The following is a 12,639-nucleotide window of genomic DNA, read 5'->3' as shown; positions in this document are numbered from 1 at the left end:
AAATGAGCGAAAGTGCACTCAGGGCCAATCCGACCGCCGGTTTCGTGATCGCCCCCAACCCGATCCCGACCCTGCCGGTCGAAGGCTCGAGCGAACTTTTCCCGGTCAACCGCATCTTTTGCATCGGCCGCAACTACGCCGCCCATGCCGTCGAGATGGGCCATGATCCCGACAAGGAGCCGCCCTTCTTCTTTTTCAAGCACGGAGCGGCGGTGATTACGGACGGCACCTTCCCTTATCCCACGGAAACCTCGGACGTGCATCACGAGGTCGAAATGGTCGTTGCGCTCTCCAAGGGCGGCACCGATATTGCCGTCGAAGACGCGCTCGACCACGTCTATGGCTATGGCGTCGGGCTCGACATGACCCGCCGCGATCTCCAGGGCGAAGCCAAAAAGCTCGGCCGTCCCTGGGAGGTCGCCAAGAGCTTCGAGGCATCTGCTCCCTGCGGCCCTCTGGTTCCCGCCAGCCGTATCGGCCATCCCGACCAGGGAAGAGTCGCCCTGGCGGTCAATGGCCAGACGCGGCAGGAAGGCGATCTTAACCAGATGCTCTGGAAAGTACCGGAAATGATCTCGATCCTTTCGCGCTACTTCACGCTCCAGCCCGGAGACGTAGTCATGAGCGGCACCCCCTCGGGCGTCGGCGCCGTCGAGCGCGGCGACACCATCGTCGCCAGCATCGATGGCGTTGGCGAAATCACCGTAAAGGTCGTCTGATCCCATTCCCGGCGGGGCGCCCGCGTGCTCCGCCTCTTCCCTCAAGGCCCAACATCCATGTTCGACGTCGACCTCGGCCAGGCACTGTTCCTGCTCGGCATCCTAATCGCGACCGGCGCTGTTGCCGGCGTCGTTTCCGGCCTGCTCGGCGTGGGCGGCGGCATTGTCATCGTGCCGGTGCTGTTTTTCGTATTCCTGGCGCTCGACATATCCGAAGCGGTGCGCATGCACGTAGCTGTGGGCACCTCCCTTGCCACCATCATCTTCACCGGCTTTATCTCGGCCCGTTCCCATTGGAAGCGCGGCAGCGTCGATACCGCATTGCTCAAAAGCTGGGCCCCCTGGATCGCCCTGGGCGTGGTTTTGGGAACCGTGGTCGGTGGCAACGTCTCGGGCGCCGTGCTCACACTGGTCTTTGCGGTGATCGCGGCGCTGGTCGCCATCAACATGGCGTTCAAACCCGCCGACAATGTCGCCCCCAGGCCGATGCCAAAGACGCCGCTCAAGCAGTTTCTTTCGATGGTCATCGGGGTGATCTCGGTGATGATGGGGATCGGCGGCGGCACGCTCGCGGTGCCCATTCTCTCGTTTTTCACCTATCCCATCCGCCTCGCCGTCGGCACGGCCGCCGCGATCGGGCTGATCATCGCCATCCCCGGCACCATCGGCTATGCCCTGTTCGGCCTGGGCGCCGAGGACTTGCCGCCCTTTTCGCTGGGCTATGTCAATCTTGCCGGCCTCATCGCCATCATCCCCACCTCAATGCTGACCGCCCCGCTCGGGGTGAGGATCGCTCATTCCATTCCTCAACTCGCCCTGCGCTGGTGCTTCGCCGCCTTCCTGGCCATCACCTCGATACGGATGATCACCAGCATCTGGTAGGGCAATGACTGGCTGCTAGTGCCGCATCTGCCGCGCTGCCCGCACAATGGGCGCGACCGCATCATGCAGGCTGTCGGGCGTATCACCAGTGACCACGACGCCCAGCAACGCGCCGGCGATACCAGCCTCTCTGAGCCGAGCCATATCCCCGGGCACGAAGCGTTTTTGGCTCGGGACGATAACCGGGGCGGCGCTCTTTTGCGCAATGGCACGGTAGGCATCGAGATCGGCTTCATCGAGCGGGGTGCCATAGGCGGAAAAGGGCACGATCGACGCTTCGATGATCGCGCCGGGCAGCGCATTCATCGCCGCCAGATCCGCCTCCGTGCTCGTGTCGGCCATGGCCGGCATCGGCCGCAGCCGGCAAGCGAGAAGATGCGGTTGCATATGCGCGAAATAGACGTTGAAGCCCTCAAACCCCAAATCGGCGAGCGCCTCCATTTCCCCCGCGCTCGGCACAGTTTCCTGTCCGGCCATCACCAGCAGCGGCAGACCGAGACTTGCCACCGCTTCAATGAACGGCCGCTCCTCCTCGAACGAGCCAAAGGTCGTTCCCGAGGCGCGATGATAGGCGTTAAGGTGTAGCTTGAGCGCGTCTGCCCCTGCATCCCGCGCCGCCTCGGCCAGCGCCATGTCGTGACGCGGCAAAGAGACGGCTATGGGAAACGCTCCGCTCGTCAGAGCCGCATGGAAATGGTCGGTCATCGCAAAGCTTTCAGTTAATGCGGGCGCCGGTTTCGGCATCGAACAGGTGGACGAGCGGAACCTCGGGGGCCACGAAGATCGTCTCGCCGGGCAGAGCGGCCACGCGTTCGCGGAACACGCCGATCACCTGAGCGGCACCGAGCTTCATAGTCACCTGGGTTTCCGACCCCATCGGCTCGACCACCAGCACTTCGGCAGCCAGCCCATCGGACGAAAGCGCGAAATGTTCGGGCCGGATGCCATAAATTGCGTCGCCTCGGGCCGTCACCTGGGCGGGCAGCGGCAGGACGATGCCATCGGTGGCAAAACCGTCCGAACCGATCGAGCCCGGGATGAAATTCATGGCCGGCGAACCGATAAACCCCGCAACGAACTGGTTGGCTGGCCGGTCGTAAAGCTCGAGCGGCGCACCGACCTGTTCGATCCGGCCGCCATTGAGCACCACGATCTTGTCGGCCATGGTCATGGCTTCGACCTGATCGTGCGTCACGTAAACCGTCGTGGTTTTCAGCCGCTGATGCAGCGCCTTGATCTCTCCGCGCATCACCACGCGCAGCTTGGCATCGAGATTGGAAAGCGGTTCGTCGAACAAAAACACCTGCGGATTGCGCACGATGGCCCGTCCCATGGCGACGCGTTGGCGCTGACCGCCCGAAAGCTGACGCGGATAGCGCTCGAGATAATCGCCAAGTCCCAGAATACCCGCCGCCCATTGTACCCGCTGGGCAATCTCGACTTTAGACGTGCCCCGGTGTTCGAGCGAAAAGCCCATATTGGCCGCAACGGTCATATGCGGATAAAGCGCGTAATTCTGGAAGACCATGGCGATATCGCGCTGCTTGGGCTCGAGATCGTTGACCACGGTGTCGCCGATCTCGATCGTGCCGCCACTGATCGTTTCCAGCCCTGCGAGCATGCGCAGCAGCGTCGATTTTCCACAGCCCGAGGGGCCGACAAGAACGACGAATTCGCCATCGGCAATGGAGACATCTACGCCATGGATCACCTCGGCCTTGCCATAGGATTTTCTGACGTCGGAAAGTGTAACGGAAGCCATGGGTCAACCCTTGAGCCCGGTATGAGCCAGCCCCTCGACGAACTGGCGCTGGGCGATGATGAAAACGATGAGCACGGGGATGGCGGTCATTGTGGCCGCCGCAAGCTGGATGTTCCACATTGCCCCGCCATAGGCGTCGGTGAACTGGGTCAGCGCCTGGGGAAGCGTGAACAATTCGGGTGAAGACAGGAACACGATAGGCTCGAGATAGAGATTCCAGGAATGGAGGAAGGTGAAGATCGCCACCGCCCCCAGCGCCGGCCGCGCCAGCGGCAACGCGATGGTCCAGAAGATCTTGAACCGTCCCAGCCCATCGACCCGCGCCGCTTCCTCGAGTTCCTTTGGCAGCGCGATAAAGAACTGACGCATGACGAAAGTCGCGAACACCGAGGGTGCCCCGAAGATCGGCACCAGGATCAGCGGCCAATGGGTGTTGATCATGTCCCAGCCCAGAAACATCTGGAACAGCGGCACGATGGTGACCTCGGCAGGGATCAAGAGGCCGAGCAGCACCACCATGAACAGCGTATTGGCGAAGGGAAAGCGGATGCGCGCGAAAGCGTAGCCCGCCATCGAGGAGAACAGCATCGTCCCTGCCGTCACCAGCGCCGCAATATAGGCCGAATTCCAGTACTGCTGCGCAAATGGCTGCAGTTCGAACACCTGTGCATAGGTCGAAAGATCGACCCGCCGGGGTATGATTTCAGGTGGAAAGGCAAAGATGTCCGAGATCGGCTTGACCGAAGAGGTGACCATCCACCAGGTCGGAAAGACGAAGGGGATGAGCAGTACCGTCATCAGCCCGTAGACCACGACTTTCATCGCCGGCGAGAGATCAGTTTTCATAGAAGACGAGCCTCCGGCGCATCTGCCATTGGGCGAAGGTCAGAGCCCCGACGATCAGGAACAACAGGATGGAGAGCGTCGCGCCATAGCCGAATTTGTGGAACTGGAAGGCCTGCTGGTAGAGGTAGTAGACGAGCACCGTCGTGGACATTCCCGGCCCGCCCTGGGTAAGAACCGCGATCTGGGCGAAGACCTGGAGCGATCCCACGATGGTGATGATCGAAGTCAGCAAAATGGTCGGGCTGATCATCGGCATGGTAATGCGCGTGAACTGCGCCCATGCCGGCGTTCCATCGACCCGCGCCGCCTCGTAAAGTTCCCGCGGCACGCCCTGCAGCGCGGCGAGAAAGAGGATCATGTTGAGCCCGACATTCTTGAACACCTGTACGATGATCACCGAAATCATCGCCGTGGTCGGTTCCCTAAGCCAGTTCGGCCCCTCGACCCCGAACAGCGCCAGAATGGCGTTGATACCGCCATTGTTCTGAAGCAGAAAGCTCCACACGATGGTCCAGGCGACAAGCGAGACCACGACCGGAGAGAAAAACAGCGTCCGGTAAACCGTGATGCCCTTGAGCTTCTGGTCCAAAAGCACCGCCAGCAGCAGCGCCAGCGACATGTTGAAGACGACGAGGCCCACCGAAAACAGTGCGGTGGCACCGAGCACCTGCGGCAGGCCGGGATCGCTCAGCAGCGCCTGGTAATTGCCCAGGCCCTGGAACCGGAACGTTTGCGCCAAAACATTCCATTCGTGCAGCGAGTACCAGAACACCAGCCCCAGCGGGATCAAAACGAAGGTGATGATCCCGATCAGTTGCGGGGCGATGAACAGATAGCCGGCCAGAGCGTCGCGGCGCTCCATCGTCCAGAAGGGCCGCTTACGCGTCTTGCCGGTTGATGATGATTGTGCCGCGACGGTCATTGGCGTGTTCCCGACAACCAGATCAGAGCATCGGCGCGATGCGGTTGCAGACCGAGGTCAGCACCGCCTGAACATCGGCGTCCGCGGTCCAGAGCGCATCGAGTTCGGCTCGCACCACCTGCTGGATTTCGGCAAAGCCTTCATGCCCCGGCAGAACCTGGCCATTCGCAATGCCTGCAATCACCACGCTTTCGATCTGCTCGGGCGAGAGCAGCGGGTTGGTTTCCCCCAGCGTCTCGGCATTGAGCAGGCTCTGGCGCGCCGGCGGGAAGAACTGGGCGAGCTTGGCGCTGTTTTCAGGGTTCGACATGTAGGCAAGGAATTCCACCGCCATGTCCACATTGTCGCCCATCTGGAAGACGCCGATACCCGCCTGCCCGATCACGGCGTATTCGCCCGCCGGCCCGGCCGGAAGCGGCACAAGATCCCAATCGAACGCATCCTCACCCTGCGGCAGAAGAGAGGCGCGGGAGATCTGGGTGATGGTCATCGCAGCATCGCCGGCGAAGAAATCGACGCTTTCGCCCGGCCCAGGCATGGCGCCCTTGTTGAAGATGGCGTCGTGGATGAAGCTCATCGCCTCGACCATTTCCGGTTCGGCGAAGGTGCAGGTGTTTCCGTCCGCGCTCCAGGGCGATGCACCCCAGCCGCGCCAGATCGAAGCAAGGTTTTGCCAGATCTGATAGTTGAAATCGCGTACGATCAGCCCATCGGCACCGTTGGCGCCGACCGCCGCTGCGGTCTCGATCGCGTTCTCCCAGGTCCACTCGCCTGCTTCGATCAATTCGGCCGGCGTTTGCGCCCCGGCTTCGGCAATGAGGTCGTTGTTGACGAACATGGCAAAGGGCGAGGTCGAGAACGGATAGGCATGGAGCTCGCCATTGGCGCGCCAGAGCGCCGTCGCCTGCTCGGTGACGTCGTCGAGATCGTAGCCTTCGGCATTGGCGAAGGCTTCGCTCAGGGGCGCCAGCGCGCCGGAATTGACGAAGTCGGCGGCGCTGGTTTCCAAAATCCAGGCTAGATCGGGCGCGTTGCCGCCGGCGATTTGGGTGGTCAGCGTCGTCGTGTAGTTGTCGAACGGCAGGGAATCGAAAGTCACCGAGACATTGGGGTGAGTTTCGGTAAAGCCGGCGGCGATCTCGTTGAACATCGCCAGATGCGCCTCGTTGGCGCTCCAGATGGTCATGCGCAGATCGATCTGATCCTGCGCCAGAACCGGGCCGGCGGCCAGCGGCAGAATCAGGCCAGCCAGCGCCGTCGCCGATTTGAGCGTATTCATCGATGTCATTGTTTCCTCCTCTGGATATCGATGTTCGCCTGGGGTCAGTATCCCCGGATTTCGGGCCAGCGGATCTCCACCCCCTCGCGGTGAAGCAGGCCCTGGAAGTCCTCGAGCTGGCGATCGTCCGCCTGCACGGCATGCGGTGTCGTCTCGGTATCGAGGCAGTATGCGGCAAGCAGACCGGCGACTTCGCCGATGTTCCACTCGACCGGATGGAGCCGGTAGCAGCCATTGGTGATGTGGGTGGTCCCGATGGTCTTGCCCGCCGGCAACAGATTCGAGCGCTCGCGCGGCAGCAGCGCTCCGAGCGGAATTTCGAACGGGCACGAGGGCACGTCGATGTAATTGTCCCCACCGGTCGACGGGTGCAGATCGATCCGGTACATGCCGGTGCCGACGCTGTCGCGATAATGGACGGCTCCCGCCTCTCCGCGCACGGCGTAGGATAGATCCTGCTCGACGATGGTGGTCACCGCCTTGATGCGGCGGCTTTCGCGGATATAGGGCGCCATGGCGAGCCCATGTTCGGTGCCGGTCACGTCGCCCCGCAGACGCAGCCCCGGAAAGCCCTGCCCGCCATCGACGCGCGGCGCCTCGGTCTGCAGCCAGTAGAAGACCGAATAAGAAAGTTCGGCGGCCTGCTTGAGCCGATATTCGTATTCGTCCTCGGTGCAATCGATGATCGGCGCCTCGAAATAGTCGATCATCGGCCAATTGACGAGGCAGATGTCGGACTCGTAGGCTCCCGGCACGAAGTTGCGCCGCGCAGCGATGCGGCGGAAAGTCCACAGGTTAGCATCCCCCGCATTGCGGCGCTGGTCGGCATCGACCAGCAGCGGATCGTCATCGGGATTGGGCGTAAAGCTGCGCTCGGTGATCTCCAGCGTCCGCGGATGCGGCGCCTTGAACCCGATAAGCGGTCCGCCCCAGAAATCGGGCTGCACCGACCGCCAGTAATCGTAGTTCTCGGGCTTATCGATCGTCTGGTCGCCGTCCACGTGATCGATGGCAAAGCAGATGGACACCGCCTGCTGGTTCTGGGGCTGGGCTTGCGAGGGCGCCGATGGTTCTCCCGTCTGCGCCTGGCTTTCAAAGCCGGTGACGTATTCGGTTCCCGTGAGCGGCAGGAGGTCGCCCAGTTCGGTGGCGTCGATCACATAGCGGGCGGAAACGACGATCTTGTCGCCGCTCTGCTTGTGCCTGAGCGTCACCGCCCGCACCCGATCGCCATCCATCTCCGCGGCGACGGGTTTATAGGGTTTGAGGAGCTTGAGGCGCCCTGCCCCGATATAGGGCGTGAGCCAGGCTTCCATCACCGCCAGCGGCACGCGGGGTTCGACGCACATGCGGCTCACCCAGCCGGCACCGGGATTGAGGTCGCCCCAATTGCGAGCAGCTTCGTTGAGCGGGTAGTGATCGCGATAGAACTGGCGGATAGCAGTGCGCAGGTTTCGGAACGTTCGGCTGCCGCCCATCTGCTCGATCCAGGAATGCTCGTCCGAGGGCACCGCCTGGCTGGTCATCTGCCCGCCGATCCAGTCATATTCCTCGGTGAGCACAACCTTGCGGCCCGAACGCAGCGCGGCGAGCGCCGCAGCGACACCACCCAATCCACCACCGATGATCGCGATATCTGCTGAATAGTCTTTCACAACTCACTCATTGGTCTTTATGGGCCCGAGCGTTTCGCCCTCGACCCGTTCACAGGAGAGAAGGGTTTGCTCGATGCCGCCGTGGCCTTCGAGCTGGTCGACCAGCGCGAGCGTCGCGCGCCGGCCCATTTCCTCGCGGGGAATGGCATAGGCCGTGAAGTTCGTTCCCGTCACGCCGGGGCGCAGATGGCTGCCAAGGACGACGACCGACATGTCGCCCGGCACAGATAGACCCTCGGCAATCGCCGCGCGCCGGAATGGAATGGCGTCGGCCAGTTCAGTGAAAAACGTCACCGTGGCCCCCGCCTCGCGCACCGCCTTGAGCACCGCCTGCGGATCGCTGCCGACCTCGGGCCAATGCCGGACCAGTTCCGCCTGCCCCTCCAATGCCCCGGAAAACCCGCGCCAGCGATCGACTGTCGATTCCGCACCCTCGTCCGGGCCGACATAGGCAAAGGCGCGATGCCCATGGCCGTGTGCCAGCGCCACCAGATCTCCCGTCGCAGCGGCATAGTCCGCGCCGACATAAGGCACCGGTCCACCCGCATCGTCGCGGCGCCCTACCGCGACGAAGGGAAAATCCCCCGCCACCAGCCGCGTCAACTCCTCTTGATCGAAGCTCCGCCCCAGAACGATGCAGCCATCGGCCAAACGCAGACGGTTGGTTTCGTCGAAAATCTTCTTGCGGCCGTCACGTCCTCGCGCAGCGGCAGTCATCAGCAGCAGGTCGTAGCCTCGCTCCTGCGCCGCCTCTTCGATGCCGAACAGGAACGGTCCGAAAAAGTCCGCCTGCGCCGAAGGGAAAGCCGGCTCGTATGTAAAGACGCCGAGGATATTGTTGCGCCCCTTGACCATGCGGCGCGCCACGGGATCGGCGACATAGCCCGTGCGGGCGATCACCTCCTGAATACGCGCCCGCGTCTGCTCCGGTATGCGCCGGCTGTCCTCGTCCGTCCCGTTGAGCACCAGCGACACGGTGGCCTGGCTGACCCCGGCCAGCCGCGCGATATCTTTCTGGGTAAGGCGCTTCACCGCCATCAGCGCCCTCCTCCAACATGCGCTAATACGTATTAGTTATGCGTATTAGCAACGCATTTGCGCACTGTCAAGGCTCAGTGTGATGGAGATTGGGGGAGCTAAGCGCGTTTGCGACCTAGGCGAGCGACGAGGTGACCGCCAACACCTCATTCCAAGCCTGATGCCGCCCTGCCCTAAGCTGCGCCGCCGCCAGCGCGGCATCCGCATTGGCGCTGCGCACGGCATGGCGGTCGAGGCAGCGGTTGATTTCGCCGAGGATAACAGGATGCAATTGCAGCACGCCACCGACAAACCGGATGGGACGCTCCCCGACCCGGCTCAGCATGGCCTTGGCCAATTCGGCAAGCTCGCCACCAGCCTGCCGTAGGATGGCCAGGGCCGTCTCATCGCCCGCCTCCGCCGCCCGCGCCACGGCAACCGCCAGACTCCCGATGCGGCCCCGGTCTCCGGCATAGATGAACTGGCGCACATCGTGCCACCTATTGCCGCCGATCTCTGCGAACATCTGCTCGGCCAGCGCTTCGGCTCCCGCGAAAGAACCTGTGTGATCCAGGATACGATATATCTGGTCTAGGGCCTTGAGCGCGATCCAGCTCCCAGAGCCGGCGTCGTCAATAAGAATGCCCCGTCCGCCCACCCGAACGAAGCTGCCATCCTGCGCGATGTGCAAACCCACCGACCCGGTGCCGGCCGCCACCAGATGCCCCTCTCCCGGAGCGAAATTGGCGACATAGGCGAGAACGATGTCATCCATGATGGTGATGGCATCGGGTTCGATACCGAGCACCTGGCCCGCAAGACCCTTCACGTCGACGGCCACCGCGCTGCCATAGCCAGTAATGCCGGCGGTTAGACTCTTCGCCGCCAGCCCCGCCTCCGCGAGAGATTTGCCGATCGCGCCAAGCGCCAAAGACAGGCGCTCCTTTTCGGCGGGATTGAAGATATGCCCTGTCGCGCCGCCCGCCTGGCCGCGCGCCAGCACCTCCCCGCCATCATCGCAAGCAACCCAACGGCTGGCCGTGCCGCCGACATCAAGCCCGAGATGAACCAATCGGCTCATGACGGCACGCCGTCACGCACGAACATGCGCGTGATTTCGCGCGGATTGGTGATCATGGTTCCCACGACTACCGCATGGGCGCCTGCCCCAAATGCCTGGCGCACCAGTTGCGGCGTGTTGTACCGCCCTTCGGCAACGACTGGAACATCCAACCTCGCCGCCAGGGCTTCGAGCAGCGCCAGGTCAGGTAATTCCGGCTTGGGCTCGGTGGCCTCGGTATAGCCGGAAAGCGTGGTCGCCACATAGGTCGCGCCCCAATCGACAGCCGCAAGCCCCTCTGCCAGCGTGGAGACGTCGGCAAAGACCTCAGCGCCCAGTTCCTCTCGAATGCGCCGGATGAGCATTTGCGGTGCCTCGCCGTCGCGCGGCCGTTCGGTGCAGTCCAGCGCCACGATTTCCGCCCCTGCCGCGACAATCGCCTCGGCCGCGGCGAAATCGGGCGTGATGTAGACCGGGTATTGGTCCGAAAAGACCTTGTGTATCCCGATCACCGGCAGCCCGGCAGCTTTGACGGCACGGATGTCGTCCGGGCCGTTGGCCCGGATCGCCACGGCGCCGCCGTCCCGCGCGGCGAGCGCCATGGCGCCCATGAAGTTCGGGCCGTGCAGGGGATTGTCGGCCCGCGCCTGACACGAAACGATGAGACCCTTTTCAAGCTTCACTTCACGGCACCCGAGGTCATGCCGGCGATGAATTGCCTTGAGAGCACTATATAGATCAGGATGATTGGTGCCGCCGACAGCGTGAGCCCGGAAAACAGCACCCCCCAATCGGTGGTATATTCGCCCATGAAGGTGGTCAGCCCCTGCGGCAGGGTCTTGAGGTCGTCGTTCTGGATGAAGACCAGCGGAAAAAAGAAGTCGTTCCAGATCGGCACCACGTTCTGGATGCCCGCGATCACCATCGCCGGGCGCACCAGCGGCAGCATGATCGACCACATGATGCGCGCCTCGCTCGCCCCATCCATCCGCGCCGCGTCCTCGAGTTCGCTGGGCAGCGTGCGTATGAAACCGGTCATGATGAAGACCGCCGTGGGCAGGCCCATCGCCGTATAGACGAAGATCAGCGAAAGCTGGTTGTTGAGGATCGAAAGGTCCCGCATCAGCATGAACAGCGGAATAATGGCGAGCTTTAACGGCAGCGTCAGCCCGGCCAGGAAGAACATCAAAATAAAGGTCGAGCCGGTGAACTGATAGCGCCCGATGGCATAGGCGGCCATGGTGCCCAGCGTCAGGATCAGCACCATCGAGGCGCCGGTCACGAGGAACGAGTTGAGCAGGTAGCGCAGGAAATTGGTCTGCGTCCAGATTTTCACGAAGTTCCCGATATCGGTGAAATCGGGAATCGAGAACGGGGACTGGAAAATCTGCGGTGTGGTCTTGAAGGCCGAAAACACCATGATGACGATCGGCGCCAGCATGATGATGGTGTTGGCGACAAGGATGATCTGCAACAGCCCGTCGCGTCCGAGCGTCCCCAGCAGCCCGCGGCGCTCGTAATAGCTCGTCGAAGCGGAAGCGACGGTCATACCTGGATCTCCCGAGCCCGCAGCCGCACGGTGATCACCGTGGCAACGGCGGCAATGAAGATGAAGATCAGCACCGCCAGCGCGCTGCCCAGCCCGAAATCCTGCTGCCCGGAGGAAACGTTGCCGAATGCCGTGCGATAGAAATAAAGCCCCAGAACGTCGGTTGACCCATAGGGCGATCCGTCAAGTCCGGCCATGATATAGGGCAGTTCGAACCAGTTGAACGCCCCCACGAACAGCAGCGTGAAGACGATGGTGGCGCTGGGCGCGACAAGCGGCCAGACGATCTTGGAGATCTTCACCCATTCGCTCTCTGTCTCCATGCGTACGGCATCGAGAATTTCGCCGGGAATGCGCTGCATGCCGGCCAGGAACACCAGCGTGGGAAACCCCACCATGTGCCAGGCCTGCGCGATGATCAGCGACCAAAGCGCGGTCGAACTCTGCCCCAGCCAGGGCTGGGCGAGCCAATCGAGCCCGATGCCGCGCAGGCTGATGTTCACCACGCCAAACAGCGGGTGCAGGAACAGCTTGAAGAGATAGGCCACGATGATGGTCGAGAGCACCACGGGCAGGAACACCGCAATCCGGTGAAAGCGGGCACCGGGCAGCTCGCGCCAGAGCGCGTAGGCCAGGATGAACCCCACCCCGTTCTGGAGCACCATCAGCGCGAAGAACACGATGACGTTGTGGCTGAAGGCGTTGATTGTCCAGCTACGGTAGGGTTCGACGAACAACACCGTATGGAAATTTTCGAACCCCACGAACGCGCCGCGCCGCAGGCCCTGCCAGTCGAAAAACGCGTAAGCGAAGGCCGAGATGATCGGATAGACGATGAACAGCGCCACGAACACCAGGGGCGGCACGATGAGCACGGTGATCCAGAGGCCGCGTCCGGTCATCCTGAGTTGGGGCATTGAGCGTTTCGCTTCGCGCTTGTGGTTTAGA

13 protein-coding genes are annotated in these 12,639 nt (G+C 62.7%); 2 read left to right on the top strand and 11 right to left on the bottom strand.

Features of this window, described 5'->3' with window-relative positions; translation table 11 throughout:
- Positions 1-2: 2 nt before the first annotated feature.
- Both NO934_RS12200 and NO934_RS12195 read left to right on the top strand, forming a co-directional pair.
- Entirely contained in the window at positions 3-719 is a 717-nt protein-coding gene (locus NO934_RS12200) for a fumarylacetoacetate hydrolase family protein (protein WP_309160239.1), read from the top strand.
- 57 nt (positions 720-776) lie between these two features.
- On the top strand, positions 777-1,601 hold the full coding sequence (locus tag NO934_RS12195; RefSeq protein WP_309160238.1) for a sulfite exporter TauE/SafE family protein: 825 nt from the start codon (positions 777-779) through the stop codon (positions 1,599-1,601).
- A gap of 15 nt (positions 1,602-1,616) precedes the next feature.
- Here NO934_RS12195 and NO934_RS12190 read toward each other — a convergent pair whose 3' ends face one another.
- The 11 genes from NO934_RS12190 to NO934_RS12140 form a co-directional block, all read right to left on the bottom strand.
- Positions 1,617-2,306 carry a hypothetical protein gene (locus NO934_RS12190; RefSeq protein WP_309160237.1) on the bottom strand — a complete coding sequence of 230 codons (690 nt, stop codon included), beginning with the start codon at positions 2,304-2,306 and terminating at the stop codon, positions 1,617-1,619.
- Between the two features lie 10 nt (positions 2,307-2,316).
- Positions 2,317-3,363 (bottom strand): sn-glycerol-3-phosphate ABC transporter ATP-binding protein UgpC, encoded by a 1,047-nt coding sequence (locus NO934_RS12185; RefSeq protein WP_309160236.1) that lies wholly within the window; start codon positions 3,361-3,363, stop codon positions 2,317-2,319.
- Between the two features lie 3 nt (positions 3,364-3,366).
- Positions 3,367-4,209, bottom strand: coding sequence for a carbohydrate ABC transporter permease (locus NO934_RS12180; protein WP_309160235.1), 843 nt, complete (start codon positions 4,207-4,209; stop codon positions 3,367-3,369).
- Entirely contained in the window at positions 4,199-5,131 is a 933-nt protein-coding gene (locus tag NO934_RS12175; protein ID WP_309160234.1) for a sugar ABC transporter permease, read from the bottom strand. Before NO934_RS12175 ends, NO934_RS12180 begins: the two co-directional genes overlap by 11 nt.
- Positions 5,132-5,153: 22 nt before the next feature.
- Positions 5,154-6,419: a sugar ABC transporter substrate-binding protein gene (locus NO934_RS12170; RefSeq protein WP_309160233.1), complete on the bottom strand. Its 1,266-nt coding sequence runs from the start codon at positions 6,417-6,419 to the stop codon at positions 5,154-5,156.
- A 35-nt stretch (positions 6,420-6,454) separates the two neighbouring features.
- Positions 6,455-8,065 (bottom strand): FAD-dependent oxidoreductase, encoded by a 1,611-nt coding sequence (locus NO934_RS12165; protein ID WP_309160232.1) that lies wholly within the window; start codon positions 8,063-8,065, stop codon positions 6,455-6,457.
- 3 nt (positions 8,066-8,068) lie between these two features.
- Positions 8,069-9,106, bottom strand: a complete 1,038-nt coding sequence (locus tag NO934_RS12160; RefSeq protein ID WP_309163719.1) for a LacI family DNA-binding transcriptional regulator — start codon at positions 9,104-9,106, stop codon at positions 8,069-8,071.
- A 112-nt stretch (positions 9,107-9,218) separates the two neighbouring features.
- Positions 9,219-10,163, bottom strand: coding sequence for a BadF/BadG/BcrA/BcrD ATPase family protein (locus NO934_RS12155; protein WP_309160231.1), 945 nt, complete (start codon positions 10,161-10,163; stop codon positions 9,219-9,221).
- Positions 10,160-10,825, bottom strand: coding sequence for a putative N-acetylmannosamine-6-phosphate 2-epimerase (locus NO934_RS12150; protein WP_309160230.1), 666 nt, complete (start codon positions 10,823-10,825; stop codon positions 10,160-10,162). Before NO934_RS12150 ends, NO934_RS12155 begins: the two co-directional genes overlap by 4 nt.
- Complete coding sequence (locus NO934_RS12145) at positions 10,822-11,691, bottom strand: carbohydrate ABC transporter permease (protein WP_309160229.1); 870 nt, start codon at positions 11,689-11,691, stop codon at positions 10,822-10,824. Before NO934_RS12145 ends, NO934_RS12150 begins: the two co-directional genes overlap by 4 nt.
- Positions 11,688-12,608 (bottom strand): sugar ABC transporter permease, encoded by a 921-nt coding sequence (locus tag NO934_RS12140; protein WP_309160228.1) that lies wholly within the window; start codon positions 12,606-12,608, stop codon positions 11,688-11,690. Before NO934_RS12140 ends, NO934_RS12145 begins: the two co-directional genes overlap by 4 nt.
- Positions 12,609-12,639: the final 31 nt, after the last annotated feature.

The organism is Pelagibacterium sp. H642 (genome assembly GCF_031202855.1).
Taxonomy (GTDB): domain Bacteria; phylum Pseudomonadota; class Alphaproteobacteria; order Rhizobiales; family Devosiaceae; genus Pelagibacterium.
Note: the sequence above shows the minus strand (reverse complement) of the source record. Positions and strands in the feature narration are given on the sequence as shown.